Below are 25,489 nucleotides of genomic sequence, written 5' to 3'. Positions count from 1 at the left end.
TGGTCATGCCCGTGGTCGTGGTCATGGCCGTGGTCGTGGTCGTGGTCATGCCCGTGGTCGTGATCATGCCCGTGGTCGTGATCATGCCCGTGCTCATGGTCATGGCCGTGGTCATGCTCTCCGCCATGTCCTTCTTCGCGGGCCTCTTCATGCGCCGCATGATGATCGTGACCGTGGTCGTGCGGTTCCCAGACCCCGCCCGAGCGCGTGGGCAGCAGATCGAGGTCCATGTCCTCCATCAGGGTCACGACCGTGGTACCTTCTCCCCGATTGCGCAGGGGTGATTCGAGGAAGGTCTCCAGGTCGGGCCCGACCCAGACCACCACGTCGGCGTTCTGCAAACGCCGGGCTTCGGACGGGCGCATGGAGTAGCCGTGCGGTGAGGCATCCGGCGGCAGCAGGACATCGGCCTCCATGACGTCATCCACCAGGCCCGCGACCAGGCCGTGGATCGGGAGGATGCTGGAGACCACCCGCGGGTCGTCCGCCTGTGCGGGTATGGCCAGCGTGGCGCTGGCGACCAGGGTGCCGGTGAGCAGGGGGAAACGTTTGCGCATCATGACCGGGGCTCCGTCTGGGATCTGGATGTTATACAATACCATCATGTTCGCGAGCGTCCACAACTGGTTACGCGGTCACCGTGCGGGCCGCCATCCGCGGCCGCGCCCGGAGCGGGGTTCCGGGCCGCTGGTGGCGGCCCGCGAGGTGACGGTGGAGCGGGGCGGACGGACGATCCTCGACCGGGTGTCGATGGCGGTGCACGCGGGCGAGGCGGCGATGATCATCGGCCCCAACGGCGCGGGCAAGACCAGCCTGCTGCGTGTGCTGATGGGACTGTGGCAGCCGGACGGCGGCCACGTGGAACGCGCCCCGGATCTGCGGGTCGGTTACATGCCTCAGCGGCTGCAGATCGAACCGGTGCTGCCGCTGTCGGTATATCGTTTTCTGCGCATGCGCCAGCGGCTGCCGCGGCGTGAACTGCTGGCCAAGCTGGAGCGGGTGGGGGTCGGCCACCTCATCGATTCGCCGATCCAGTCGCTGTCCGGCGGCGAGACCCAGCGGGTGCTGCTGGCGCGGGCATTGCTGGGCGAGCCCGATCTGCTGGTGCTGGACGAACCGGCCCAGGGGGTCGACGTGGTGGGGCAGGGCGATGTGTTCGCGATGCTGGACGACATCCGCCGCGAGTCCGGCTGCGGGGTGCTGATCGTCTCGCACGACCTGCATTTCGTGATGGCCGGTGCCGAGACGGTGATCTGCCTGAACCAGCATGTCTGCTGCACCGGAAACCCCGAGGAAGTCTCGCGCCATCCGGAATACCGGCGCCTGTTCCCCAGCGTGGATCTGCGGGGTCTGGCGGTCTACACCCACGATCACAATCACGTGCACGGCCTGCACGGCGAGGTGCGCCCGCTGGATGGAGAGGGCACGGACACCTCCTGCAACGATCCGCAACACGGTCCGGGGTGCCGTCACTGATGGACATCGCCGGCTGGCTGGACGACTTCCTGGTGCGCGCCGTGCTGGCGGGCCTGATGGTGGCGGTGGTCGCGGGGCCGCTGGGGGCCTTCGTGGTGTGGCGGCGCATGGCCTATTTCGGCGACACGGTGTCGCATTCGGCGCTGCTGGGGGTGGCCCTGGGTTTCCTGCTGGGGCTCAATCTCAACCTGATGGTGACGCTGGTGTGCATCGCCATCGCGGTGCTCCTGGTGATCCTGCAGCGCTATCAGGAGCTGGGCTCGGACACCCTGCTGGGGATCCTCGCGCACAGCGCGCTGTCGCTGGGGATCGTGGCCGTGGCCTTCGTCGAGGGGCTGCGGGTGGACTTGATGGCCTATCTGTTCGGCGACATCCTCGCGGTGGGGCGCGACGACCTGCTGGCGATCGCCATCGGCGGGCTGATTGCGCTGGTGCTGCTGATCGCGCTGTGGCGGCCTCTGCTGGCACTGACCGTGCACGAGGAACTGGCGCGGGTGGAGGGCGTGCGGGCTCTGCCGGTGCGCCTGGGCATGATGCTGCTGATCGCGCTGGTGATCGCGGCGGCGATGCAGGTGGTCGGCGTACTGCTGATCACGGCGCTGATGATCATCCCGGCGGCGACCTCGCGACGCTTCGCCCGCACCCCGGAGCAGATGGCGATCCTCGCCGGGGTGCTCGGCATGCTGGCGGTGGGGGCGGGGATCGCCGGCTCGTTCCAGTGGGATACCCCCACCGGGCCGAGCATCGTGGTCGCGGCCCTGCTGGGCTTCATCCTGGTGCAGCTGCTACCCGCGCGGCTGCTGCCGCGCTTCGGCACGCGCTGATCCGGCTCAGCGCCGCTCCAGACGCTCGAAGGTGAACGCGCAGGCGTGCTGCTCGTCGGCCGGGTGGTATTCCGACTCGATCAGCGTCCATTCCGCGGGATCGATGGCGGGGAAATACGTATCGCCGGGATGGCGTTCGTGCACCTGGGTCAGGTGCAGGACCCCGGTGCGCGGCAGGGCCTCGGCGAACAGCCCGGCCCCGCCGATGACGAACGCCGGACCCGAATCGATATTCGCCAGCGCTTTGTCCAGGTCGGAAAAGACCTCGACGCCCTCGGGCTGCTGCCAGTCGGTCTGCCGGGTCAGCACCAGGTTGCGGCGCTTCGGCAGCGGCCGGCCGATGGATTCGAACGTGCGCCGGCCCATGATCACCGGATGGCCGGCGGTCACCCGCTTGAAGTGCCGCAGGTCGTCCGGCAGCCGCCACGGCAGGTCGTTGTCGCGCCCGATCACGTGATCCGGGTCCAGCGCCACGATGATATGGATCTCGGGTCCCCGGGCTTCAGGCTGCATCGATTCGCACGGTTTCGCTGGAATGGTGCGGTTCGGGAATCGGCTCGCCTTCGTCATGCAGGGCTTCCAGGTGCATGGTGATCGCCTCGCGAATCGCGGCCATGACTTCCTCGCGGCTGTCACCGGTCGCAATGCAGCCCGGGAGGTCCGGAACATAGGCTCCCCAGCCGCTGTCGCCCTGCTCGATAATGACCGTGTATTGCTTCATGGTCGCCTCCCGGTCCTCAGAACCAATCTAGCGCATGGCGGGCTAGATGGCGATGGGGGCGCGGATGGCGGGGTGGGACTGGTAGTCGCGGACCTCGATGTCCTCGAAGCGGAACGCGAACAGGTCGCGCACCTCCGGGTTGAGGTGCAGGGTCGGCAGCGGCAGCGGTTCGCGCTCCAGCAGGGTGTCGACCTGCTCGGCGTGGTTGGCGTAGAGGTGCGCATCGCCCAGGGTATGGACGAATTCGCCGGGCTCCAGGTCGACCACCTGCGCGATCATGTGCGTCAGCAGGGCATAGCTGGCGATGTTGAAGGGCACGCCCAGGAACACGTCGGCGCTGCGCTGGTAGAGCTGGCAGGACAGCCGGCCGTCGGCCACGTAGAACTGGAACAGGGCATGGCAGGGGGCGAGGGCCATAAGGCCGGCGGCCGCGTTCTCTTGCGGGGCACGGGTCTCGTCCGGCAGGTCGGCGACGTTCCATGCGGAGATCACGTGGCGGCGCGAGTGCGGGCGGGTGCGAAGGTTGTCCAGCAGCTCCGTCAGCTGATCGTGGGTGCCTCCGTCGGGCAGTGGCCAGGAACGCCACTGGGCGCCGTAGATCGGGCCCAGTTCACCGCCCTCGGTGGCCCATTCATCCCAGATGGTTACCTTGTTGTCGCGCAGGTAGCCCACGTTGGTGTCCCCCGCGAGGAACCAAAGCAGCTCGTGGATGACCGAGCGCAGATGGGTCTTCTTGGTGGTGACCAGGGGGAAGCCCTGCGCCAGGTCGAAGCGCATCTGGTAGCCGAACACCGAGCGCGTCCCGGTGCCGGTGCGGTCCGGGCGGTCGCTGCCGTGGTCGCGGATGTGGCGGACGAGATCCAGGTATTGCCGCATGGTGCGTCCTCAGGGCTTCCCGGAGGTGTCCGGGCGGGGTTCGGGCAGGGGATTGCGGCGCGACCAGACGATCAGGCCGAGGCCGAACAGGATCACCGGCAGCGACAGGACCTGCCCCATGGTGACCCAGCCGAAGGCGAGATAGCCGATGTGCGCGTCCGGTTCGCGCACGAACTCCACCACGAAGCGGAACGCGCCGTACAGGGTCAGGAACAGGCCCGAGACCAGACCGGTCCGCCGCGGCTGGCGCGACACCAGCCACAGCACCACGAACAGCACCACGCCTTCGAGAAAGGCCTGGTAGAGCTGCGAGGGGTGACGGGGCACGTAGTCGGCCGCGGGGAAGACCATCGCCCACGGCAGGTCGGTGGGCTTGCCCCACAGCTCGCCGTTGATCCAGTTGCCCACGCGCCCGGCGCCCAGACCGATGGGGATCAGCGGGGCGATGAAATCGGTCAGGCGGAAGAACGGCTGGTGCAGGTGCCGGGCGTACAGCCAGGCGGTGACCAGTACGCCGATCAGTCCGCCGTGGAAGGACATGCCGCCCTCCCACAGCCGGATCAGGCTCAGCGGGTCGGCCAGCACGCCGTCGAAGTTGTAGAACAGCGCGTAGCCCAGGCGCCCGCCGATGATCACGCCGATCGCGCCCCAGAACAGCAGGTCGCCGACCTGGCGCGGTTCCAGCGGATCCCAGTCGCGCGAGCGCGCGCGCCAGACCCCCAGCCCCCAGAAGGCCAGGAATCCGATGACGTACATCAGCCCGTACCAGTGGATGCTGACCGGGCCCAGGGAGAGTGCGACCGGATCGATAAACGGGTGAACAGGCATGGGCGCTTGCGGTGGCCGAAACAGCCGCACATCCTACCGGTCCTGCAAGGCATTCGCACGCATCGGGACCGTCTCCGTCCCGGCTTTCGCCACCCACGTTTCCAGGGAGGTCGCCATGAACCGTCTCGCCGGCGCCAGCAGCCCGTATCTGCAACAGCACGCGGACAATCCCGTGGACTGGTATCCGTGGGGCGAGGAGGCCCTGGAGCGGGCGCGGACCGAGGACAAGCCGATCCTGCTGTCGATCGGGTACTCCGCCTGCCACTGGTGCCACGTGATGGCGCATGAATCCTTCGAGGATCCGGCGACCGCGGAGGTGATGAACCGGCGCTACGTGAACATCAAGGTGGATCGCGAGGAGCGGCCCGATCTGGACCGCATCTACCAGAACGCGCACATGCTGCTGGCGCAGCGCCCGGGTGGCTGGCCGCTGACGGTGTTCCTGACCCCGGACCAGGTGCCGTTCTTCGCCGGGACCTACTTCCCGAACACCCCGCGGCACGGCCTGCCGTCGTTTGTCGACCTGCTCAACCGTGTGGCCGATTTCCTCGCCGAACACCCGGAGGAGATCCGGCGCCAGAACGATTCCCTGCAGCAGGCGCTCACGCGGATCTACAACCCGGAGGGCGGCAGCATCCCGGCGCTGAGCGTGGTGGACAAGGCCCGCGCGGAACTGGCGCAGAGCTTCGATGCGGAGCATGGCGGTTTCGGCGATGCGCCCAAGTTTCCGCATCCGGCCTCGCTCGACTGGCTGGCCTGGCATGCGGCGCGCCACGGCGACGGCGAGTCCCGGCGCATGCTGGACGCCACCCTGGACGCGATGGCCGCCGGCGGGCTGTTCGACCAGGTCGGCGGCGGGTTCTGTCGCTACTCGGTGGACACCCGCTGGATGATCCCGCATTTCGAGAAGATGCTGTACGACAACGGGCCGCTGCTGGGTCTGTACGCCGAGCGCGGCGCGCGCGGCGATGCCCGCTCGCGGCGGGTCGCGGAGCAGACGGTGGCCTGGCTCGAGCGCGAGATGCGGGATGCCAGCGGGGCGTTCTGTTCCAGCCTGGACGCCGATTCCGAAGGCGAGGAAGGGCGCTTCTACGTCTGGGACCCGGAGACCGTGGAGGCGCTGCTGCCGGCCGAGGAATGGGCGGTCGCCGCACGCGTGTGGGGTCTGCAGGGGCCGCCCAACTTCGAAGGCCGCTGGCACCTGCACGAAGTGGTGCCGCCGGACACCGTCGCGGATGCCCTGGGGATCTCCCCGGAGGAGGCGGCGGCCCGTCTGGACCGGGCGCGCGAGCGGCTCCTTCGGGCACGCGAGGAGCGCGTGCGCCCGCATCGCGACGACAAGCTGCTGGCGGGCTGGAACGCGCTGATGATCACCGGCCTGGCGCGCGCGGCCCGCGCGCTGGATCGTCCCGACTGGCTGGCGCTGGCACAGGACGCAATGGCGGCGGTGCGGCGCCTGCACTGGCACGACGGCCGCCTGTATGCCAGTTATCGCGAGGGGGCGACCTCGGCCATGCCGCGCGCCTGCCTCGACGACTATGCCGCGCTGCTGGAGGCGACCCTGGCGCTGCTGGAGACCGAATGGGACAGCGAGCTTCTGGACTGGGCCGTGACCCTGGCCGGGGCCCTGATGGAGGATTTCCACGATGATGCCAGCGGCGGCTTTTTCTACACCGCGCGCGACCACGAGGCCCTGATCCAGCGGCCCAAGGTGTATTCCGACGATGCCATGGCCGCGGGCAACGGGATCGCCGCGCAGTGCCTGATCCGGCTGGGGCATCTGCTGGCCGAGCCGCGCTATCTGGAGGCGGCCGAGGGTACGCTGGCCAATGCCGGGCCGATGATCGAACAGGCGCCGATGGGCCACATGAGCCTGCTGGTGGCGCTCGACATGCATTATCACGCCCCGCCGCTGGTGGTCCTGCGCGGGCAGGGCGAGACGCTGGCCGACGCGCGCCGGACGATCGCTGCCGCCGATGGCGCGGCGCGGGTCTTCCCCGTGCCCGACGATGCCCGCGATCTGCCCGACGCCCTGGCCGGCAAGGCGCCGCGCGAGGGCGGACCGCGCGCCTGGCTGTGCCGCGGTCTGCATTGCGAACCCCCGGTGGACGACCCCGCGACGCTGGCGAAGCGCCTGGCGGTGGAGTGAGCGGAGCTCGCTTGAAATCGGCCGCAAAGCCCGCAGACTGTCAGGGTTGTCCGTTTATCCCGAAACCGAAACGAACCCGAAGAAAAGGAATGCCCCATGAGCGAAAAGCTGATGAAGGACTTCGTCGCCGCGGCGCGCGAAAACATCCGCGAGATCTCCCCGGAAGAGCTGCACGAGGCGCGGCAGAAGGGCGAGGACTGGACCCTCGTCGACGTGCGCGAACCTTATGAATACGAACGCGCCCACGTGCCGGATTCGCTGCTGATCCCGCGCGGCCTGCTGGAAGGCGCGGCCGACCCCAATACCCCGCATCGCATCGAGGCGTTGTACTCCGCGCGCGAGAAGCCCGTGGCCATCATCTGTGCCACCGGCGGGCGGGCCGCCCTGTCGGTCCTGCGCCTGCAGGAGATGGGCTTCACCAACGTGGTCAACGTCGCCGGCGGGATGAAATCCTGGGAAGGCGAGGACCTGCCGGTCGAATCCGGCGCCTACACCGGCCAGCTGCCGTAGGCCGGGCCCGGCACCGTTTCCGGTATTCCATCGGGAGCGGTCACCAAAGCGTCATGCCCCGTTCAACGGGGTGCAAGAGTGCGGCCGTAATCTCCCCGGGCATGACCCGTGGAGATTGCCGCCATGCCCCACCCGAATCCTCCCGCCCCTCAGTTCGCCGATCGCACGCCGTCATCGTATGAGTGGCGCATTGCCAGCGGCCGCGAGGACCTGCGCGCGGCGCAGCGTCTGCGCTTTCGTGTCGGGGCCGCGCGGCGCGGAGGCTCGCTGTCACCGCGACTGGACGGGCTCGATCGTGACCCGCTGGATGGCCACGCTCACCACCTGCTGGTGTATGCCCGCGGGAGTCGCCTGCCAGTGGCCTGTGCCCGGCTGCTGCCGGAAGAGGGTGCCCTGGCGGGCGGTGGTTTCCCGTCCCTGGAATCGTTCGACCTGGGACCCCTGGTCACCCTGCCCGGACGCGGGGCGGAACTCGACCGCCTGCGCATTCTGCCCGCGCACGCTGGCCAGCCGGCTGCGTTCGAGGCGCTGTGGCGCGGCGTCGTTTATCTGCTTCAACGTCTCGACTGCCGGTATCTGATCGCCCGGGATCGTATCCCGGTGGCGAGTTCGATTCCTCCGGCGCTTGCGTGGCTGCGTGCTTTTCGGCGTGTACCCTCCCGGCAGCGTGTGGCTCCGCGCAGTGCGCTGCCCAATGCCCTGACCATCTGGCACGGGACGCCCTCCCCCGACGGGCTGCCGCCGTCCAGCCGTGCCTGGCTGGACCTCGGAGCGCGGGTGGCCGGCGAGCCCGCGCATGACACGCGGCGCAATGCGGCCTGTCTGCTCATGCTGCTGCAGCTTCGCGACGTGCCGGAACGCTATCGGATACGGACCCCGTACATTCCCGACGCGGCGCCCTCCGACGACATGTCATCGGGTGTCGGCAACGGCGGTTCCGCCGCCCGGGAGCTCTGATCATGACCGCGGTCATGACATCCCGCATTCCCGCCGCGGCGTCCTCGGGGGTGCAGGCAGCCCGCGGGGAGCCGCAGTTTCCGAAGGTCGCCGTGGTGACCGAGACCTGGCCCCCGGAGATCAACGGCGTGGCCCTTACGCTGTCGCGACTGGTGAACGGCCTGCGCGAGACGGGATATGCGGTTGAAGTGGTGCGCCCGCGGCAGGCCGGCGACCGCCCGCTCTCAGGGACCTCCGGGCCCGCGGCCGAGGAACACACGGTTCCAGGCGTGCCGCTGCCCGGCTATCCGGGCCTGCGTGCGGGGCTGCCGGTGCGCCGTCGTTTGCTCCGTCACTGGAAACGTGCGCGCCCGGGGGTGGTTCACATTGCTACCGAGGGTCCCCTGGGACACGCGGCGCTCAGCGCTGCGCGCCGACTCGGGATTCCCGTCAGTTCGGCTTTCCATACGCGTTTCGACGGATACATGGGTTATTACGGAATGGCCTGGGCCCGTCCCCTGGCGCTGGCTTTCCTGCGCCGCTTCCACAACCGCTGCGATTGCACCCTGGTACCCACTCGCGCGCTCGCGTCGGAACTGGAGTCATCCGGTTTCCGCGGTATCCGGGTGCTGGAACGGGGCGTCGATACCGGGCTGTTCAGTCCCGCTCGCCGTTCATGGTCCCTGCGCGACGAGTGGGAGGGCGGCGTGGATGCGCCGGTGCTGATCAGTGTCGGGCGGCTGGCCCCGGAAAAGGCGCCCGAAGACGTGATTCGGGCCTGGGAGGCGGTGCGTGCCCGCCTGCCGCGCGCGCGTCTGGTGATGGTGGGGGATGGCCCTTCACGCGCGGCGCTCGAGGCCCGTCATCCGGAAGTGATCTTTACCGGCATGCGGACCGGCGCCGATCTGGCCGCGCATTACGCCAGCGCGGATCTGTTCGTCTTCGCCTCACGTTCGGAAACCTTCGGCAATGTGGTGATCGAGGCCATGGCCAGCGGGCTTCCGGTGCTTGCCTTCGACGAAGCCGCTGCGCGCGAGCACCTGCGCGAGGGTGAAAACGGCGTGCGGGTCCCGCTCAGTGGAAACCCGGCGGACGACAGCGAGGCCTTCGCCGCGGCTGCCCTGGATCTGGCGGAGCGCCGATGCCGCGACCGCCTCGCATGGCGGGTGATGGGGCAGGCCGCGCGGCAGCGGGCCGAAGGCCTGGACTGGGAACGGATCGTCGGCCGCTTTGGCGCTCGCCTGACGGAGCTCGGCCGGATCGGAGGCGGGGAGGGTCAGCATGCGTCTGCTGCAACGGGTCGATAATCTGGATGAAAGGGTTTGCCGGCGTTTCAACCGGATCGCGCGAAAGCCGGCCATCGGGCGTTTGTTCGGGGGGGTATCGCGTCTGGGCGACGGGGTCGCCTGGTACGCCATCATGCTCTCGCTTCCGCTGATCCACGGGGCCTGGGCCTGGGTGGTCAGCGTGCACATGATGGCCGTGGGTCTGGTGTCCATGCCCCTTTATCGCGTGCTCAAGCAGGGTGCCGGCCGTCCGCGTCCCTGTCAGCGGCACGGCGACCCGCTGCACAGCATTTCTCCGCTGGATGAGTTCAGTTTTCCTTCCGGACACACCATGCACGCGGTGGGCTTCACTGTCGTGCTGGTGGCCTGGCTTCCGATCTGGGCCTGGCTGGTGGTGCCATTCGCTGCCCTGGTGGCGATGTCGCGGCTGGTTCTTGCCCTCCATTATCCATCCGATGTCGCCGTCGGGGCCCTCATCGGCGCGTTGATTGCCGGCGGCAGCCTTCTGCTTGCCGCACCACTGCTCCCTGCCTGAAACCTTTACTCTGCCCGCCGGGTCGAGAAGCCGGCCGCCTGGGTGCCGCGCTCCCTGCTGCTCCGTTGCCCCTCGCCGGGGGGAGGAACCCATATTAAACCGCAAGGCCTCCGGCTGCATGGGCGGCGGGTCGTTTACCATGGGCGCCCGCGCCGGGGTACACGCCCGGCAGTGACACGGGGGAGGAGCATGACAGGTACGGCAAGAGGGGTGTTCCGGCTGATCCGGATTCTGGGCCATCTGTTGGTCGGGGTCTGGGTCACCTGGCGACTCCAGCGACAGCGCGCCGGCCCCGAGGCACATTCGCAGGTGCGGCGCGCCTGGTACCGCAGGGCGCTGCAGCTGGCGGGCGTGTACTGCGAGGTCGCGGGGGAAGCGCCCCGCGAGGCGTCGCTGGTGGTCGCCAATCATGTGTCCTGGCTGGATATCCCGTTGCTGGGCGCGGCGGTGGACCCCTGTTTCCTGTCCAAGGCCGAGATCGCCCGCTGGCCGATCATTGGCTGGCTGGCGCGACGCCACGGTACGCGCTTCATCCGTCGCGGCGGCCACGAGGCCTCGGCGCACGTGGAGGCGATGCGCGAGGGGCTGGACGCGGGGCGGCATTTCGTGGTGTTTCCGGAAGGTACGACGACCCGGGGACACGGGCTGCGCCGCTTTCATCCGCGGCTGTTCGCCGCGGTCACGGGGACCGCGCATCCGGTGCAGCCGGTGGCGCTGGATTACGAAAGCTACAGCGACGGTACGGTGCCGGTGGCTTTCGCCGGGCATGACCGTCTGGTGCCCAACGTGTGGCGGCTGCTGTGTCGCCCGCGCACGCGGGTGAGCGTGCATGTGCTGGAGCCGCTGGAGGGGCATGATCGCCCGCGCCGCGAGCTCGCCGAGGCGGCGCGTTCGCAGATCGCCGAGGCGCTGGGCGTGCCCGCCGAGCCGGTCGACGATCCCCGCCCCGGGCGGAGCTGACGAGGTCCGTCCGGGGCTTCTCAGGTCCCCGGGCAGGGGACCTGTTCCTCCGCAGCGGTCTGTGGCGTGGCACCGTCCAGGCGTGCCAGGCTCATCGCATTCCCCCAGACGCAGCCGCTGTCCAGCGCCAGCCAGTCGGGGCCGCGGCGGTGACCCAGCGCGGCCCAGTGGCCGAATACCACCGGGGTGCCGCGGCTGCGGCGTGCGGGGTGGTCGAACCACGGGACCAGCGTTGCCGGGGCTTCTTCGGGCGGGCCGTTGCTGGCGAACTCCAGCTCGCCGTCGGGACCGGCGCCGACCATGCGCATGCGGGTGAAGCCGTTGATCGCGAAGCGCAGGCGATCGTAGCCCCGCAGGGCCGGGTCCCACTGCGCCGGGGTGTCGCCGTACATCACCTCCAGCAGGGCACGACGCCGGCGCGGTTCGCCCAGTTCGGCCTCCACTCGCCGCGCCTCGGCGGCGGCGGTGTCGGTGTCCCATACCGGCGGGATGCCGGCGTGGACCAGCGTCCAGTCGTTGTCGGGATCGCGATGCAGCAGCGGCTGGCTGGCCACCCATTCCAGCAGCTCCGCGGCATCCGGGGCGTCCAGCACCTCGCGCAGGGTGTCGCGCCGGCCGGGTTCGCGCAGGCCCTCGCTGGCGGCCAGCAGATGCAGGTCGTGGTTGCCGAGCACGGTCGTCGCGGCCGCGCCCAGCGAGCGGACCCGCCGCAGGCAGCCGGCCGAGTCCGGCCCGCGGTTGACCAGGTCCCCGACCAGCCACAGGCGATCGCGGGACGGGTCGAAGCGTACGCGTTCCAGCAGGCGCTCCAGCGGATCCAGGCAGCCCTGCAGGTCGCCGACGGCGTACAGTGCCACGCGGGCCTCAGTGCAGCGTGCGGGGGACGGACAGGGTGAACGGCGGGATGGTGGCCTCGAAGGTGTGCCCCTGCTCGTCGCGCATCTCGTAGCTGCCTTCCATCATGCCCACCGGGGTCTCGATCACCGTTCCGCTGGTGTATTCGAAGGAGTCGCCCGGGGCGATGTGGGGCTGTTCGCCGACCACGCCCTCGCCGCGGACCTCCTGGGTCTGGTCGCGTCCGTCGCGGATGATCCAGTGGCGATTGAGCAGCTGCACGCTGCGCTCGCCGGCGTTGTGGATCACCACGTGGTAGGCGAAGACATAGCGGTCTTCTTCGGGCTCGGACTGGTCTTCGACATAGGCACTGGAGACTTCGATCTCGACGGGATTTTCCTGCTGCATGGTCATGGGGCGGATGCTCCGTGGGGACGGGCGCGGGAAGCGGCGACCGCGGCTCCCAGCAGGCCCGGTTCGGGATGAATGATCAGTTCCACCGGCAGGCGTTCCAGCAGGTCTTCCATCGGCGGGCGTGCTCGGAAGGCCTCGCGGAAGGCCGGGGCGAGAAAATGGTCGGTCCAGCGCGGGGCGATGCCGCCGCCGATGAAGACGCCGCCGCGCGGCAGCGCGGTCAGCGCCATGTCGGCCAGCTGCCCGGCGTACAGGGTAACGAAGCGGCGCACCACTTGCAGCGCGGCCGCGTGGCCGGTGTCGGCCAGCGCGCTGATGGCGGCGGCGGGCTCCGCCGCGGCCAGCGCGCGCCCCAGTTCGGGGTCGTCGCGACGCTGCAGCTCGAAGCGGCCGATGCGCGCGATGCCGCGGCCGCTGAGCAGGTGTTCGCGGGTGCACCGGCCGGCCTCGGCGGTGACGAAGGCCGCCAGTTCGGTCTCGTCGGCGTCGGCCGGGGAAAAACGCGCGTGGCCGCCTTCGCCCGGATGGATCGCCGGCGGGGCATCTGCGCCCGCGGGCGGCGTCACCAGGCAGGTGCCCAGCCCGGTGCCGGCCCCGGTGACCAGCCGCGGTCCCGTGGGGTCGGCGTCGCCGTCCTGCAGGATCAGGCGATCTTCCGGGGTCAGGGCCTCGAGACAGGCGCCCACCGCGGCGAAATCGTTGAGCAGGGCCACGGGCACGCCGGCCACCGCGGCCAGGTCGGTGGTCGCGAGTTCGGGCCAGCGCAGGTTGGTGACCCGGGCGCGTCCGGCGTGCACCGGCCCGGCGACGGCCATGCCCGCGCCGCTGAAGGTCACCGCGGACTGTTCCGGGCGCGCCAGCCAGTCCTCGAGGATCGCACCCAGGCCGGCGTATTCGCGGCTCGCATAGCGGGTGGTCGCGTGCAGTTGCCACGTACCCCGGGCGTATTCGGCCTGCGCCAGGCGGGTGTGGGTCCCGCCGACGTCGGCGACGATCAGCTGCATGCGGTCCCTGCCAGTCATGTTCCCATGGTAACGCGAGCGGGGTGTGGAGTGAGAAAGACGGACCCGGGGCGGGGCCGAGCCCCTGCCCGGGTCACTCCGCCCCGGCGGATTCGGGGATCCGGCGGGCCAGGGCGTCGAAACCGGCGACGTCGACGGTCTCCGGACGCTGGCCCGGGTCCAGGCCGGCGGCCTCGATATCGGCCGCCTCCAGCAGTCCCGCCAGCCCGCGGCGCAGGGTCTTGCGCCGATTGGAGAACGCGCGGTTGACCAGTGCGGCGAAGGCGGGCAGCCGCGCAGCGGGCACCCGCGGCTCGGCATCCGGGACGATGCGCACCACGGCCGAATGCACCTTCGGCGGCGGGTGAAACGCCCCCGGCGGGACTCCCAGCAGTTCGGTGGCGCGGGCGCGCGCGGCAACCATCACGCTCAGGCGGCCGTAGCGCTTGCTGCCCGGCTCGGCGGTGATGCGTTCCACCACCTCGCGCTGCAGCAGGAAATGCATGTCGCGGATGTGCTCGCTCTGCTCCAGCAGGTGGAACAGCAGCGGGGTGGAGATGTTGTAGGGGAGGTTGCCGACCACGCGCCAGCCGGCGGGCGGGGGCGGGCCGAGCGCGGCCAGATCCAGTTCCAGGGCATCGCCGGTGTGCAGGGTCAGGCGTTCGGGCGGGAAGTGGCTGCGCAGCGCTGCGGCCAGATCACGGTCGATCTCCACTGCGTCCAGTTTCTGCAGGCGGTCCAGCAGCGGGGCCGTCAGGGCGCCGCGCCCCGGGCCGATCTCCAGCATGCGATCGTCCGGCTGCGGGTCGATGGCCCGCACGATGCGATCGAGGATGCCGGGGTCATGGAGGAAATTCTGGCCGAAGCGGCGGCGGACCGGGCCCGGTCCCTCGTCGGCTGCGGCCGGGCGCCGCGTGCGTCGGGTCATGCCGTGGTCCCCGCTGGCGGTGCCCCGCGGTGGCCCGCGAGGCGGGCGGCCAGATTCTCCGCCGCGGCCAGGCTGCCGACCTCGGCGCGTCCGCTGCCGGCCAGATCCAGCGCGGTGCCGTGATCCACCGAGGTGCGCACGAAGGGGAGGCCCAGGGTGACGTTTACCGCCTCGCCGAAGCCGGCGTGCTTGAGCACCGGCAGGCCCTGGTCGTGGTACATGGCGAGCACCGCGTCGACCCGGGCGAGGGCACGCGGGGTGAAGGCGGTGTCGGCCGGCAGCGGCCCGGTCAGGTGCATGCCGCGTTCGCGCAGGCGGGCGAGCACCGGTTCGATCACGAGCTCTTCCTCGCGTCCCAGCACGCCGCCCTCGCCGGCGTGCGGGTTAAGCCCGAGCACGGCGATGCGCGGCCGCGCCAGGCCGAAGTCGCGGCGGAGGTCGTGATCCAGGATGTGCAGGGTCCGTTCCAGCACCGGCGGGGTAATCGCGTCGGGGACCTCGCGCAGGGGCAGGTGAGTGGTCACCAGGGCAACGCGCAGATCACCGGCGACCAGCATCATCACCGGTCGGCCGGAGCCGGCGCGCTCGGCCAGCCATTCGGTGTGGCCGGTGAAATCGTGGCCGGCCCGATGGATCACCCCCTTGTGGACCGGGGCGGTCACCATGGCGTCGAAGTGCCCGTCGAGGCAGCCGTCGGCGGCCGTGGCCAGCAGGTTGATGACGTGGCCGGCATTGGCCGGTTCCAGGGCCCCGGGGGTCACGGGTGCTTCCACCGGGACCTCGAGCAGCTCCAGGGTGCCGGCGGGTGTGGCTTTGCGCGGGGCATCGGGGTCGTGCTTGCGCAGGGTGAGGTCGATGTGCAGCGCGTGAGCGCGGCGTTCGAGGACGCCCGCATCGCCGATCGCGACGCGCTGGGCCGGGCCGGCGTGGCGCGCCAGCATGGCCAGCAGGTCGGGTCCGATTCCGGCGGGTTCGCCGGCCGTCAGCGCCAGACGCGGAACCGGCTCCCCGGCCATCGGCTCAGGGCTCGAGGCCGTCGACGCGGTATTCGACATAGGCGCCCTCGCGCAGGCGGCGCAGCCACAGCTCCATCTCGTCCTGGCGCTTGCGGTTCTGCAGGACTTCGCGGGCGCGGGCGCGGATCTGCTCGCGGGTGGTGTCGACTTCGCGGCGGTCCAGCACCTCGATGATGTGCCAGCCGAACTCGCTCTGCACCGGCTCGCTGATCTCGCCCGGTTCGAGCCGGCCCATGGCCTGTTCGAAGCCGGGCACCAGTTCCCCGGGGCTGACCCAGCCCAGACGGCCGCCCTGCGCGGCGGACCCCGGGTCGTCGGAGTTGCCGCGGGCGAGATCGCCGAAGTCCTCGCCCTCCTGCAGGCGGTTATACAGGGCGCGGATCTGGCGCTCGGCCTCTTCCTCGCTGCGGACCTCGTCGGGACTCTTGAGGATGTGACGGACTTCGGTCTGTTCGACCAGGGTCTGGTCACCGCCCTCGCGGTCCTCGAGCCGGATGACGTGGAAGCCCTGCGGTGAACGCAGGACGTCGCTGACCGCGCCGGTGCGCATCAGGATGGCCTCGCGGGCCAGCACCGTGGACAGCTCGCCGGGGCCACGCCAGCCCAGATCGCCGCCCTGCAGGGCCTGCGGTCCGTCGGATGCTTCCATCGCCACCCGGGCGAATTCCTCGCCTTCACGCACGCGGGAGCGCAGCTCCGCGGCCTTTTCCCGCGCCTCGCGGATCTCGTCGCTGCCGGCGCCCTGCGGCACCGCGACGAGGATGTGCGAGAGGCGGTAGCGCACGTCGCGGTCGATGGCGCCGCTTTCCGAGGCGATGAGGTCTTCGATCTCCTGATCGGAGACCCGGACCCGGTTGTCGACCTGGCGGCTGCGCAGCTGGTTGATGGTCAGCTCGGTGCGGATCTGTTCACGAAACGCCTCGAAGTCCACGCCGTCCTGCATCAGGGCGCGGCGCAGCTGGGGCAGTGTCATGCGGTTTTCGCGCGCGATCTGCTCCATGGTTCGGTTCAGGGTCATCTCGTCGATGCTGATGCCGATCCGGCGGGCCTCCTGCAGCTGCACGCGCTCGGTGACCAGTTGTTCCATGACCTGGCGGGCGAGGGCGTCCTGGCCGGGCGGACGCTGCCCCTGTTCGGCCATCTGCTGCGCCACCAGGTTCATGCGTTCCACCAGCTCGCGCTGGGTGATCACGTCTTCCTCGACGATCGCGAGGATGCGGTCGGTGAACTGGTCTTCCTCCGGCGGAGTGATTGCCGGGGCGGGCGCACCGGCATCGGTGGCGGCACCCGGAGTGACCGGGGCCTGTACCCCGGCTTCGGCGCCGGGGCCCGCTCCGGTGCCCGTACCTTCGGGCATGGAGAGCGGGTCGTGCTGGGCCTGGGCCAGCGGCGCCAGGGCCAGGGCAAGCCCGGCCAGGAGCAGGGGGCGGGCAAGCATGCCCGCGCGGCGACCGGCGCTTTTAGCGGTCGGGGTGCGCATCATATCCGGCAATACCTTCGCTCAGGAGGCTGTCGACTCCGCCGTCGAAACGGGCCAGTCCGTCCAGCGTGATCTGGAAATGGATCGAGTTGTCGTAGCGCTGGTCGGAATCCAGCGAACGCCGGGCGACCACGCGCAAACCATAGCAGCAACTACGATACTGGAGACCGGCCAGAAGTTCGAGGTCGCGTTCACTGCGCAGGCTGTAGTTCCAGCGTCCGACCAGGTCCACGCGGTCGCCGGCCGGCCACAGTACGGACACGTCGGTCTGTTCCAGCTGATCGGCCCGCTGGCGGTAGCCGAGGTTGATGCGCCGGCGCTCATCCGGGCTCCAGGACACGCCGAGCGCGGCCAGCGAGGTGTCCTCGTGCTCGCGGTTGTAGAGCACCGAGCCGCGGCCGTCCCAGGCGTCGCCGATACGCAGGCGCCCCTCCACGGCGAGGTCCGAATGGCGGTCCTCCAGTGCCGGCGCGGAGGGGCTGCGGCGTACGCGGCGGTCGCGGAAATAGCGGATCTCGCCGACCGACAGCCGGGCGCGTTCCTGTCCGGTGGTCGTATCGAGGATGCGGCTGGTCAGGGCGGCGGTCAGCTGGTGGGTGTCGCCCACGCGGTCGGCGCCGGTAAAGCGCTGCAGGCTGAACAGGTTGTCGAAGCTGAACTCGCGCTCGCCGGTGTCGAACACCGGGATGTCGTCCTGGTCGCGGTAGGGCACGTAGCCGTAGAACAGTCGGGGCTCCAGGGTCTGCAGCCGTTCGCCGTCGGCCAGGTCGCGTTCGAAGATCAGGCCGCTGTCCACCGCGGCGTGCGGTACGGTGCGGCGGATGGACTCGGGGCCGGGCTCGCCGCGGCGGTCCAGCTCGTAGGCGGTGTAGCGCACCCCGGCGCGGGGTTCGACAAAGATCCCGCCGGTGTCGAAACGCCAGGCCAGTTCCGGGTCGAGGTCGAAACGCAGGCCGGTGGGACGGTCCGAGGCGCGTTCCTGACGGGCGAAACGCACCAGTTCGGCGTCCAGGTCCCAGGTGACTCCGCCGCCGGCCCATTGTCCCGCGTATTCGCCGGCTTCCAGGGTGATCTGCGGCAGCCGCTGGTAGGGCTCGCGCCGGTCGGCCAGCTCGGTGTCGACGATCTGATAGTCCTCGACCCGGGTGCGCAGGCGGTAGCGCGGTTGACTCCAGGTCAGGTCGGCCCGGCGACGCAGGTCGCGCACCGAGCTCGAATAGCGGTCGGCGGAGCCGAAATCGCGGAAATATTCGCTGTCGGAGACGTCCGCGGCATCGATGTCCAGGCGCAGGCCCGGGGCGATGCGGGTGCGGTGCTGCCAGGCCACAAATTGGCGATCCTCGCCGGTCTCGCGATCGTCCGGCAGGTAGCGAAAATCAACCTGTCCTTCGTGGGCAGGCTGCAGGTAGCGGAATTCGGTGCTCAGCTTGATCCCGCGGTCGGCCATGATGCGCGGTGTGAACGTGGCGTCGTAATTGGGCGCGATGTTCCAGTACCACGGCAGGGACAGATCCGCGCCGGTGCGTCCGCCGGTGCCGAAGCTGGGCAGCAGGAAGCCGGACTTGCGCCGGTCATCCAGGGGGAAATCGATATACGGGGTGTAGGCCACCGGCACGTTGCGCACGCGCAGCACGGCGTGGCGGGCGACCCCGCGTCCGCTTTCCTGGTCGAGGTCGAGGCGGGCGGCGTCCAGGCGCCAGGAGTCGCGGTTGACCGGGCAGGTGGTGTACTGCGCCTGTTCGAAGCGGTGCCGGTCGGGGTCGAGCTGCGTGCCGGCCCCGGCCTGTCCGCGTGCGGGCACCGAGCGCACCATGTAATCGATGCGGCTCAGCTCCCCGGTATCTTCGTCGAGCTGGAAGCGGCCGTCTTCGCCTTGCAGCAGCAGGTCGCCATCGAACAGCCGGACCGCTCCCTCGGTCCGTGCCAGCCCCCGGGCGCGATCGTAGTCGAGGACCTCGGCGTCCAGCCGTTGACGGTCTGCGTACAGCCGGACATCGCCCTCGGCGCGCACCTGGTCGCCCTCGCGCCGGACGTGATCCGCCTCGATCTCGCGCACGTCGGGCGGCAGTTCGCGCAGGGCGGGCCAGACGGCGTCGGGCGCGAATTCGCAGCCGGCGGGACGATCCCCGCCGAAGGCCGTCTCCGCGCCGGCCGCCGGGGCGGTGGCGACCAGCACGAGGGACACCGCCGCGGCACGCGCCGGCCGCATCGCGGATCAGTCCAGCAGGCCGCGGATCTCGTCGAAGATCCGTTCCATGTCGCGGGTGCCGTCGACGTGCTTGAGCAGACCGCGGGTGTCGTAATACTCGATCAGCGGCTGCGTCTGTTCCTCGTACACCTGCAGGCGGCTGACCACCGTCTCCTCGGTGTCGTCCGCGCGGTGGACCAGGTTGCCGCCGCACTGGTCGCAGATGCCTTCCTTCTGCGGCGGGAAGGTGTGGGTGTTGAACACCGCGCCGCAGCTTTCGCAGGAGACCCGGCCGGTCAGGCGCTGCTTCAGTTCCTCGAACGGCACGTCGATCTGGACCGCGCGGTCCAGCGGACGCTCGATGTCGGCCAGCATGCTGTCCAGGGCCTCGGCCTGGGCGCAGTTGCGCGGGAAGCCGTCGAGGATGAAGCCCTTTTCCGCGTCCGGTTCCTGCAGCCGGTCGCGGATCAGACCGAGCACCAGGTCATCGGGGACCAGCTGGCCGGCATCCATGGCACTCTTGGCCTTCAGGCCCAGTTCGGTCTCTGCGGCGACGGCCGCGCGCAGCAGGTCGCCGGTGGAGATCTGGGGGATGCCGAAGTGACTGACCATCTTCTTGGCCTGGGTACCCTTGCCGGATCCGGGGGCGCCCATCAGGACGATTCGCATAATTGACTCCTGCCGTGTGCCGTTCGCGCCCGCATCGGCGCCGGCACGTGGATTGGGTATCGAAAGCGCACGCGGTCTTATACCGACTGACCGGAGGCCTCGCAAGCGAGCGCGGGGAACCGTTCACCTGTCGCGCAGTCCCGTTATAATGCCGCGCCAACCAATCAAGCGGAAAGAGACGATGGATCTGAATCAGATTGAAGCCGGGAAGGATCTGCCCGATGACATGAACGTGGTCATCGAGATCCCTGCCCACGGTCAGCCGGTCAAGTACGAGGTCGACAAGGACAGCGGGGCGCTGGTGGTCGACCGTTTCATGACGGTCGCCATGTTCTACCCCTGCAACTACGGGTTCGTGCCGCAGACCCTGTCGGAAGACGGCGATCCGGTGGACGTGCTGGTGATCACGCCGGTGCCGCTGATGCCGGGCTCGGTGGTGCGCGCGCGGCCGGTGGGCGTGCTGCAGATGTCCGACGAGGCCGGGCAGGATGCGAAGATCCTGGCGGTGCCGGTCACCAAGCTGCATCCGGGGTACGAGAGCGTGAAGGGTCCGGAAGACGTGTCGCAGGAGCTGCTCGACAGCATCAAGCACTTCTTCGAGCACTACAAGGAGCTCGAAGCCGGCAAGTGGGTGAAGGTCGAGGGCTGGGCGGACGCCGAGGCCGCCAGGACGGAGATTCTTGCCAGCTACAAGCGTTTCCAGAAGAGCAAGATCTGAAGCCTTTCGCGCAGCCATGGGCGTGCCGTGCGGGCCCCGGGGGAGCCGGTCTCCCGGGCGCGCCGGTGCGCGTGCCCGTCCGCGACCCGATGGAGCGGTCCTGATGGCCGCGGGCGGGCGGCCCCATGGATGAGCGCGACGCCTATGGACAGGAACAGCACGATCACCGGCGTTTTGTCGCGCGGGTGGTGCTGTCCCTGGTGCTGCTGGCGGCGGTGCTGGGCCTGATCGGCTGGCACACCGCCAGTCTGCAGGTGGGTGCGCACGAGCACTACACCACGCTTTCCGAGAACAACCGGCTGCGCATCGAGCCCATCGCCCCCAGCCGGGGCGTGATCCGGGATCGCAACGGCGTGCTGCTGGCCGGCAACCGGGCTTCCTATCAGCTCGAGGTCACGGTGGAACAGGCCGACGACCTCGACCGGCTGCTGGAGCGGCTCGAGGACTTCGTGGAACTCTCCGATGCCGACCTCGAGCGGTTCCGCCGCGGGGTGGAGCAGCGGCGCCCGTTTCAGCCGGTGTTGCTGAAGGCGGGGCTGGACGACGAGACTGTCGCGCATCTGGCCGTGTCCCGGCATGAGCTGCCCGGGGTCGAGATCGAAGCGCGTCCGATGCGCTATTACCCGGCGGGCGAGGCATTCACGCATGTGGTGGGCTACGTGGGCCGGATCACGCGCGAAGACCTGCAGCGCGTGGACCGGCGTGCCTATGCCGGTGTGTCCCACATTGGCAAGACCGGGATCGAGCAGCATTACGAGGAGCTGCTGCACGGCCGCCCGGGCCACCGTCAGGTGGAGGTGAACGCCCAGGGCCGGGCGATCCGCGAGCTGGAGGTCAGCCCGCCGACGGCCGGGACCGACATCCATCTGACCCTGGACTACAACCTGCAGCTGGCGGCCCGCCGCGCACTGGGGGATCAGCGCGGGGCGATCGTGGCCATCGAGCCCGCCAGCGGGGACGTCCTGGCCATGGTCAGTGCCCCGGGATTCGATGCCGACCCGTTCGTGAAGGGGCAGTCGCAGGAAGAGTTTTCGGCGTTGCGCGACCATCCGGGGCGGCCGCTGTTCAACCGGGTGCTGCATGGCCAGTATCCGCCGGGGTCCACCATCAAGCCGATCGTGGCCCTGGCCGGCCTGCACGAGGAGGCGACCACCGCCGACCGCGAGATGTTCGCCCGCGGCTACTACCAGATCCCCGGGCACGAACGCCGCTATCGTGACTGGCGGCGGGAGGGCCATGGCCTGGTCGACATGTCGCGCGCGATTGCGGTGTCGTCGGACGTGTATTTCTATGACCTCGCCCACGACATGGGGATCGACCGGATCACGCCGATGCTGGAAGCCTTCGGTATCGGTGAACCCACCGGCATCGATCTCAGCGGCGAACGCACCGGCATCCGGCCGGGGCGCGACTGGAAACGTGCCACCCACGGCACCGTCTGGTATCCCGGCGAGACCCTGATCACGGCCATCGGTCAGGGGTACATGCTCAGTACCCCGCTGCAGATGGCCGATTTCACCACCACGCTGGCGAATCGGGGCGAGCGCGTGCGCCCGCGCCTGCTGCGGGCGATGGGGGATGGCCGGGAACGGGAAATCGGCGAGACCCTGCTGCCCGATTACCGCCAGCCGGTGGCGCTGGACGAAGCCCACTGGGACGTGATCCACGGATCGCTCGTCGAAGCGGTGCACGAGCCGCATGGCACCGCCTGGGGCAGTATCGGGAGCACCCGTCCGGAGTACACCATCGCCGGCAAGACCGGGACCTCGCAGGTCTTCAGCCTGGGCGAGGACGAAGAGTACGACGAGGATGAACTGGCCCGGCATCTCTGGGATCACGCCCTGTTCACCGGCTATGCCCCGGCGGATGACCCGCAGATCGCGGTTGCGGTGCTGGTGGAGCACGGCGGCAGTGGTGGCCGCGTAGCGGCACCCAAGGCGCGCGAGGTCATGGATGCCTGGCTGCTGGGCGGTGGCGGCATGAGGCTGCCCGTCGAGGAGGCCGGGGAATGATCAGCGTGACCGGACGTGAGCTCTCCGCCGGGCAGTGGGCCCTGCGCAGCCTGCGGATGGATGGCACGCTGCTGATCCTGCTGTCGCTGCTGCTGATGCTCGGTCTGGTGGTGCTGTTCAGCGCGACCGGCGAGAGTCTGGTCGCGCTGGAGAACCAGGTGTTGCGGATCGGTTTCGGGGTCGCGGCGATGCTGGTGATCGCGCAGATCCCGGTGCGTGTACTGCGGGTCATGGCCCCCTGGCTTTTCGTCGCCGGCCTGGTGCTGCTGGTCGCGGTGCTGTTCTTCGGCGAGATCGGCAAGGGGGCCCGGCGCTGGCTGGACATGGGGCTGGTGCGTTTCCAGCCTTCGGAGATCATGAAACTGGCCGTGCCGATGATGACCGCGTGGTACCTGTCGCTGCGCCAGGGTGCGCCGCGGGCGCGCGATCTGGCCGTTGTGCTGCCGATCATCCTGGTGCCGGTGTGGCTGATCATGGAACAGCCCGATCTGGGCACCGCGATGCTGGTGGGCGTGGCCGGGTTGCTGGTGGTGTTCCTCGCCGGGCTGTCCTGGCGCTGGTTCACCGGGCTCGGGGCCCTGGTGGCCGCGGCGGCGCCGGTGCTCTGGCTGCAGATGCATGACTACCAGCGCCAGCGCGTGCTGACGCTGTTCAATCCCGAGTCCGATCCCCTGGGGACCGGTTATCACATCATCCAGTCGCAGATCGCCATCGGCTCGGGCGGGTTCTACGGCAAGGGCTGGCTCAACGGGACCCAGTCGCAGCTGGACTTCCTGCCGGAACGGTCGACCGATTTCATCTTCGCGGTGTATGCCGAGGAATTCGGCTTCATGGGGGTGGTGCTGCTGCTGGCGCTGTATTTCGCCATCGTCGCGCGCGGGCTGTGGCTGGCATCCCTGGCGCAGGACCGCTTCGCCCGTCTGCTGGGTGGCAGCATCAGCCTGACCTTTGCGGTGTACATGGTGGTCAATATCGGCATGGTGACCGGGCTGCTGCCGGTGGTGGGAGTTCCGTTGCCTCTTGTGAGCTATGGCGGAACTTCGCTGGTGACGCTCATGGTGGCCTTCGGTATTCTCATGAGCATTGCCTCCGAAAAACGCCTGGTGAATCGATGAACCCCGTAAATCCGTGTCGCTTCGCGACGACTGTTGCCGTCTCCTGCCTGTTTCTGGCCGCCACCGCCACGGCGTCCAACTCCGAATACCGGGCGGGCGAGACGCCCTATCTCGAACGCGAGGAGGTGCAGGAATTCATCGACGAACGGGCGGAGGCGGGATTCGATCGCGAATGGCTGGAAGAACTGTTCGAGGAGGCGCAGCCGCGCCAGGACATCATCGACAGCATCTCCAGCCCCGCCGAGGCCCTGCCGTGGAAGGACTATCGACCGATCTTCGTGAATGATCGCCGGGTCCGCCGCGGGCGCGAGTTCATGGAAGAGCAGGCCGAGTGGCTGAAACGCGCCGAGGAACGCTTCGGTGTCGAGCCGGAAATGATCACCGCGATCATCGGCATCGAGACCGATTACGGACGCAACACCGGCAGCACCCGCGTGCTGGATGCGCTGGTGACCCTCGGGTTCGACTACCCGCCACGGGCGGCATTCTTCCGCAGCGAGCTGGGCCATCTGCTGGAGCTGGCGGAGGAGGAGGATCTGGAGATCCTTGATCTGCATGGCTCCTACGCCGGAGCGATGGGTTACGGCCAGTTCATCTCCTCCAGCTACCGTCATTACGCGGTGGATTTCGATGACTCCGGGCGGCGCGATCTGCTGAATTCCTGGCCCGACGCGATCGGCAGCGTGGCGAACTACTTCGCCGAGCATGACTGGCGCTGGGGGCAGCCGGTGGTGGCCCGCGCCGAGGTCGACGACCATCCGGAAGAACTGGTCGAGCAGGGCTATACCGCGCGCTTCGACCTGGACGAGCTGGCCGAGCACGGCGTGCGTCCGGCCGAAGGCGAAACGGTCGACCCGGACGGTGATTATTCGCTGGTGTATCTGGAGGCCGACGAGGGCGATGTCTATTATCTGGGGTATCCGAATTTCTACGTGATCACGCGATACAACCGGAGTCCGCTGTATGCGATGGCCGCCCATGAGCTGGCGCAGGCGCTGTACGACTGACGGGCGTGCGATCGGCGGGGCCGCCCTGCCGGTTGCGCTGCTGGCCGGTATGATCCTTGCCGGTTGCTCGGGTACGCCCGAGCGCGACCGCCCGCTGGGGGACGCCGCCCATGACAGCTATCCCGATCCCGACGAAGTACCGCGGGATCTGGCACTCCTGCCGGATGCCGAACCCACCGACGAGCCGCCCAGTCGTTACGGCAATCCGGCCGAGTACGAGGTGTTCGGTCAGCGCTACGTGACGCTGTCTTCTTCCGAAGGTTTCCAGGAGGAGGGGATGGCGTCATGGTACGGAACGAAGTTTCACGGCCGCCGGACCTCCAGTGGCGAGCCCTATGACATGTACGCCATGACCGCGGCGCACAAGAAGCTGCCGCTGCCCAGCTTCGTCGAGGTGACCCATCTGGAGAACGGGAAGCAGGTGGTGGTCCGGGTGAACGACCGAGGCCCGTTCGTGGATGACCGCATCATCGATCTGTCCTATGCCGCGGCCCATCGTCTGGGCATGACCGATGCGGGCGTGGCGCCGGTGCGTATCCGCGCGGTTGGCCCCGGGGACGTGAACGGCGAGGCGCGTACGGCCGAACGCGATCGCAAGGGTGCCGACACCCTCGCGGAGCCGGAGCCGCTGGCGGTGGACGCGAATGACCCGGACGCAACGCGGGAGATGGCCGGGACGGTCGACGGCGACGGGGCGTACAACGGTGACCCGGGGTCCGGAAAGGGGGGCAGCCAGGAGCCCGCGCGCTATATCCAGGTAGGCGCCTTCGGTGAACGGATGACGGCCGAGCGCCTGCGCGAAAGCCTGCGGGCGGACGGATTCCGGGTGGCCGAACTTGGTCGCGTGGAGACCGCCGGCGGCGAGGAGCTGCACCGCGTGCGGGTGGGCCCGCTGCACGGCGAGGACACCGTGCGCGACACGGCCCGGCGGCTGGAGGCGGTGGCGCCCGGGGATTTCCGTATCGTGACCGATTGAGAACCCGGACGGCGTGCCGGTCTGGTATCT

General features: G+C 69.4%; 26 protein-coding genes. 13 read left to right on the top strand and 13 right to left on the bottom strand.

Features of this window, described 5'->3' with window-relative positions:
• A partial coding sequence (locus F787_RS0102745) for a metal ABC transporter solute-binding protein, Zn/Mn family (protein ID WP_042805591.1) occupies positions 1–560 on the bottom strand: 560 nt, incomplete at its 3' end.
• A gap of 25 nt (positions 561–585) precedes the next feature.
• Between F787_RS0102745 and F787_RS0102740 the strand changes: the two genes are divergently transcribed.
• Positions 586–1,476, top strand: a complete 891-nt coding sequence (locus tag F787_RS0102740; protein ID WP_019590105.1) for an ATP-binding cassette domain-containing protein — start codon at positions 586–588, stop codon at positions 1,474–1,476.
• Complete coding sequence (znuB, locus tag F787_RS0102735) at positions 1,476–2,300, top strand: zinc ABC transporter permease subunit ZnuB (protein ID WP_018870875.1); 825 nt, start codon at positions 1,476–1,478, stop codon at positions 2,298–2,300. Before F787_RS0102740 ends, znuB begins: the two co-directional genes overlap by 1 nt.
• Before the next feature lie 6 nt (positions 2,301–2,306).
• Here znuB and F787_RS0102730 read toward each other — a convergent pair whose 3' ends face one another.
• The 4 genes from F787_RS0102730 to lgt are packed head-to-tail and all read right to left on the bottom strand — an operon-like array spanning position 2,307 to position 4,725.
• Positions 2,307–2,813, bottom strand: coding sequence for a dihydrofolate reductase (locus tag F787_RS0102730; RefSeq protein ID WP_028491233.1), 507 nt, complete (start codon positions 2,811–2,813; stop codon positions 2,307–2,309).
• The gene (locus tag F787_RS0102725; protein WP_018870877.1) at positions 2,803–3,021 is read right to left on the bottom strand and encodes a type II toxin-antitoxin system HicB family antitoxin; all 219 of its coding nucleotides are present in this window, start codon (positions 3,019–3,021) and stop codon (positions 2,803–2,805) included. The genes F787_RS0102730 and F787_RS0102725 overlap by 11 nt, the downstream gene beginning before the upstream one ends.
• 42 nt (positions 3,022–3,063) lie before the next feature.
• Positions 3,064–3,897, bottom strand: a complete 834-nt coding sequence (locus F787_RS0102720) for a thymidylate synthase (RefSeq protein ID WP_028491232.1) — start codon at positions 3,895–3,897, stop codon at positions 3,064–3,066.
• Between the two features lie 9 nt (positions 3,898–3,906).
• Positions 3,907–4,725: a prolipoprotein diacylglyceryl transferase gene (gene lgt / locus F787_RS0102715; protein ID WP_028491231.1), complete on the bottom strand. Its 819-nt coding sequence runs from the start codon at positions 4,723–4,725 to the stop codon at positions 3,907–3,909.
• Between the two features lie 115 nt (positions 4,726–4,840).
• Here lgt and F787_RS0102710 point away from each other — a divergent pair, with 115 nt between their 5' ends.
• From F787_RS0102710 to F787_RS0102685, 6 genes are all read left to right on the top strand, one after another.
• Positions 4,841–6,874: a thioredoxin domain-containing protein gene (locus F787_RS0102710; RefSeq protein ID WP_028491230.1), complete on the top strand. Its 2,034-nt coding sequence runs from the start codon at positions 4,841–4,843 to the stop codon at positions 6,872–6,874.
• 96 nt (positions 6,875–6,970) lie between these two features.
• The gene (locus tag F787_RS0102705; RefSeq protein ID WP_018934855.1) at positions 6,971–7,384 is read left to right on the top strand and encodes a rhodanese-like domain-containing protein; all 414 of its coding nucleotides are present in this window, start codon (positions 6,971–6,973) and stop codon (positions 7,382–7,384) included.
• A gap of 123 nt (positions 7,385–7,507) precedes the next feature.
• Positions 7,508–8,341, top strand: coding sequence for a GNAT family N-acetyltransferase (locus tag F787_RS0102700; RefSeq protein ID WP_028491229.1), 834 nt, complete (start codon positions 7,508–7,510; stop codon positions 8,339–8,341).
• 2 nt (positions 8,342–8,343) lie between these two features.
• A complete protein-coding gene (locus F787_RS0102695) occupies positions 8,344–9,627 on the top strand; it encodes a glycosyltransferase family 1 protein (RefSeq protein ID WP_028491228.1) in 1,284 nt (427 codons plus the stop codon).
• Positions 9,602–10,141 (top strand): phosphatase PAP2 family protein, encoded by a 540-nt coding sequence (locus tag F787_RS0102690; protein WP_028491227.1) that lies wholly within the window; start codon positions 9,602–9,604, stop codon positions 10,139–10,141. Before F787_RS0102695 ends, F787_RS0102690 begins: the two co-directional genes overlap by 26 nt.
• 189 nt (positions 10,142–10,330) lie before the next feature.
• The gene (locus F787_RS0102685) at positions 10,331–11,101 is read left to right on the top strand and encodes a lysophospholipid acyltransferase family protein (protein ID WP_081694072.1); all 771 of its coding nucleotides are present in this window, start codon (positions 10,331–10,333) and stop codon (positions 11,099–11,101) included.
• A 20-nt stretch (positions 11,102–11,121) separates the two neighbouring features.
• Here F787_RS0102685 and F787_RS0102680 read toward each other — a convergent pair whose 3' ends face one another.
• The 8 genes from F787_RS0102680 to F787_RS0102645 form a co-directional block, all read right to left on the bottom strand.
• Entirely contained in the window at positions 11,122–11,958 is an 837-nt protein-coding gene (locus F787_RS0102680) for a symmetrical bis(5'-nucleosyl)-tetraphosphatase (protein WP_028491225.1), read from the bottom strand.
• A 7-nt stretch (positions 11,959–11,965) separates the two neighbouring features.
• Complete coding sequence (apaG, locus tag F787_RS0102675) at positions 11,966–12,349, bottom strand: Co2+/Mg2+ efflux protein ApaG (RefSeq protein ID WP_018946257.1); 384 nt, start codon at positions 12,347–12,349, stop codon at positions 11,966–11,968.
• Positions 12,346–13,353, bottom strand: a complete 1,008-nt coding sequence (locus F787_RS0102670; RefSeq protein WP_028491224.1) for a glucokinase — start codon at positions 13,351–13,353, stop codon at positions 12,346–12,348. The genes apaG and F787_RS0102670 overlap by 4 nt, the downstream gene beginning before the upstream one ends.
• A gap of 91 nt (positions 13,354–13,444) precedes the next feature.
• Entirely contained in the window at positions 13,445–14,278 is an 834-nt protein-coding gene (rsmA, locus tag F787_RS0102665; protein WP_028491223.1) for a 16S rRNA (adenine(1518)-N(6)/adenine(1519)-N(6))-dimethyltransferase RsmA, read from the bottom strand.
• Positions 14,275–15,294, bottom strand: coding sequence for a 4-hydroxythreonine-4-phosphate dehydrogenase PdxA (gene pdxA / locus F787_RS0102660; RefSeq protein WP_028491222.1), 1,020 nt, complete (start codon positions 15,292–15,294; stop codon positions 14,275–14,277). The genes rsmA and pdxA overlap by 4 nt, the downstream gene beginning before the upstream one ends.
• Before the next feature lie 4 nt (positions 15,295–15,298).
• Positions 15,299–16,732 carry a peptidylprolyl isomerase gene (locus tag F787_RS0102655; protein WP_369774272.1) on the bottom strand — a complete coding sequence of 478 codons (1,434 nt, stop codon included), beginning with the start codon at positions 16,730–16,732 and terminating at the stop codon, positions 15,299–15,301.
• A gap of 22 nt (positions 16,733–16,754) precedes the next feature.
• Positions 16,755–18,983, bottom strand: coding sequence for an LPS-assembly protein LptD (locus tag F787_RS0102650; protein WP_028491220.1), 2,229 nt, complete (start codon positions 18,981–18,983; stop codon positions 16,755–16,757).
• A 6-nt stretch (positions 18,984–18,989) separates the two neighbouring features.
• Positions 18,990–19,631: an adenylate kinase gene (locus F787_RS0102645; RefSeq protein ID WP_019021109.1), complete on the bottom strand. Its 642-nt coding sequence runs from the start codon at positions 19,629–19,631 to the stop codon at positions 18,990–18,992.
• Between the two features lie 181 nt (positions 19,632–19,812).
• Between F787_RS0102645 and ppa the strand changes: the two genes are divergently transcribed.
• The 5 genes from ppa to F787_RS0102620 all read left to right on the top strand — a co-directional run bounded on the left by ppa (position 19,813) and on the right by F787_RS0102620 (position 25,459).
• Positions 19,813–20,349, top strand: a complete 537-nt coding sequence (ppa, locus tag F787_RS0102640) for an inorganic diphosphatase (protein ID WP_018870894.1) — start codon at positions 19,813–19,815, stop codon at positions 20,347–20,349.
• Positions 20,350–20,474: 125 nt separating this feature from the next.
• Complete coding sequence (gene mrdA / locus F787_RS0102635) at positions 20,475–22,361, top strand: penicillin-binding protein 2 (protein ID WP_028491219.1); 1,887 nt, start codon at positions 20,475–20,477, stop codon at positions 22,359–22,361.
• Entirely contained in the window at positions 22,358–23,476 is a 1,119-nt protein-coding gene (gene rodA / locus F787_RS0102630) for a rod shape-determining protein RodA (protein ID WP_019021106.1), read from the top strand. Before mrdA ends, rodA begins: the two co-directional genes overlap by 4 nt.
• Entirely contained in the window at positions 23,473–24,483 is a 1,011-nt protein-coding gene (mltB, locus tag F787_RS0102625) for a lytic murein transglycosylase B (RefSeq protein ID WP_018870897.1), read from the top strand. The genes rodA and mltB overlap by 4 nt, the downstream gene beginning before the upstream one ends.
• Complete coding sequence (locus tag F787_RS0102620; RefSeq protein WP_081694071.1) at positions 24,455–25,459, top strand: septal ring lytic transglycosylase RlpA family protein; 1,005 nt, start codon at positions 24,455–24,457, stop codon at positions 25,457–25,459. The genes mltB and F787_RS0102620 overlap by 29 nt, the downstream gene beginning before the upstream one ends.
• Positions 25,460–25,489 lie beyond the last annotated feature (30 nt).

It is taken from the genome of Thioalkalivibrio sp. ALE19 (assembly GCF_000428605.1).
Classification (GTDB): Bacteria; Pseudomonadota; Gammaproteobacteria; order Ectothiorhodospirales; family Ectothiorhodospiraceae; genus Thioalkalivibrio.
Note: the sequence above shows the minus strand (reverse complement) of the source record. Positions and strands in the feature narration are given on the sequence as shown.

Bases quoted from the DNA above. Each gene is read 5' to 3' on its own strand.
- F787_RS0102740 (WP_019590105.1), top strand. From the start codon at position 586: ATGTTATACAATACCATCATGTTCGCGAGCGTCCACAACTGGTTACGC.
- znuB (WP_018870875.1), top strand. From the start codon at position 1,476: ATGGACATCGCCGGCTGGCTGGACGACTTCCTGGTGCGCGCCGTGCTG.
- F787_RS0102730 (WP_028491233.1), bottom strand. From the start codon at position 2,813: ATGCAGCCTGAAGCCCGGGGACCCGAGATCCATATCATCGTGGCGCTG.
- F787_RS0102725 (WP_018870877.1), bottom strand. From the start codon at position 3,021: ATGAAGCAATACACGGTCATTATCGAGCAGGGCGACAGCGGCTGGGGA.
- F787_RS0102720 (WP_028491232.1), bottom strand. From the start codon at position 3,897: ATGCGGCAATACCTGGATCTCGTCCGCCACATCCGCGACCACGGCAGC.
- lgt (WP_028491231.1), bottom strand. From the start codon at position 4,725: ATGCCTGTTCACCCGTTTATCGATCCGGTCGCACTCTCCCTGGGCCCG.
- F787_RS0102710 (WP_028491230.1), top strand. From the start codon at position 4,841: ATGAACCGTCTCGCCGGCGCCAGCAGCCCGTATCTGCAACAGCACGCG.
- F787_RS0102705 (WP_018934855.1), top strand. From the start codon at position 6,971: ATGAGCGAAAAGCTGATGAAGGACTTCGTCGCCGCGGCGCGCGAAAAC.
- F787_RS0102700 (WP_028491229.1), top strand. From the start codon at position 7,508: ATGCCCCACCCGAATCCTCCCGCCCCTCAGTTCGCCGATCGCACGCCG.
- F787_RS0102695 (WP_028491228.1), top strand. From the start codon at position 8,344: ATGACCGCGGTCATGACATCCCGCATTCCCGCCGCGGCGTCCTCGGGG.
- F787_RS0102690 (WP_028491227.1), top strand. From the start codon at position 9,602: ATGCGTCTGCTGCAACGGGTCGATAATCTGGATGAAAGGGTTTGCCGG.
- F787_RS0102685 (WP_081694072.1), top strand. From the start codon at position 10,331: ATGACAGGTACGGCAAGAGGGGTGTTCCGGCTGATCCGGATTCTGGGC.
- apaG (WP_018946257.1), bottom strand. From the start codon at position 12,349: ATGACCATGCAGCAGGAAAATCCCGTCGAGATCGAAGTCTCCAGTGCC.
- F787_RS0102670 (WP_028491224.1), bottom strand. From the start codon at position 13,353: ATGCAGCTGATCGTCGCCGACGTCGGCGGGACCCACACCCGCCTGGCG.
- rsmA (WP_028491223.1), bottom strand. From the start codon at position 14,278: ATGACCCGACGCACGCGGCGCCCGGCCGCAGCCGACGAGGGACCGGGC.
- pdxA (WP_028491222.1), bottom strand. From the start codon at position 15,294: ATGGCCGGGGAGCCGGTTCCGCGTCTGGCGCTGACGGCCGGCGAACCC.
- F787_RS0102655 (WP_369774272.1), bottom strand. From the start codon at position 16,732: ATGCTTGCCCGCCCCCTGCTCCTGGCCGGGCTTGCCCTGGCCCTGGCG.
- F787_RS0102650 (WP_028491220.1), bottom strand. From the start codon at position 18,983: ATGCGGCCGGCGCGTGCCGCGGCGGTGTCCCTCGTGCTGGTCGCCACC.
- F787_RS0102645 (WP_019021109.1), bottom strand. From the start codon at position 19,631: ATGCGAATCGTCCTGATGGGCGCCCCCGGATCCGGCAAGGGTACCCAG.
- ppa (WP_018870894.1), top strand. From the start codon at position 19,813: ATGGATCTGAATCAGATTGAAGCCGGGAAGGATCTGCCCGATGACATG.
- mrdA (WP_028491219.1), top strand. From the start codon at position 20,475: ATGGATGAGCGCGACGCCTATGGACAGGAACAGCACGATCACCGGCGT.
- rodA (WP_019021106.1), top strand. From the start codon at position 22,358: ATGATCAGCGTGACCGGACGTGAGCTCTCCGCCGGGCAGTGGGCCCTG.
- mltB (WP_018870897.1), top strand. From the start codon at position 23,473: ATGAACCCCGTAAATCCGTGTCGCTTCGCGACGACTGTTGCCGTCTCC.
- F787_RS0102620 (WP_081694071.1), top strand. From the start codon at position 24,455: ATGAGCTGGCGCAGGCGCTGTACGACTGACGGGCGTGCGATCGGCGGG.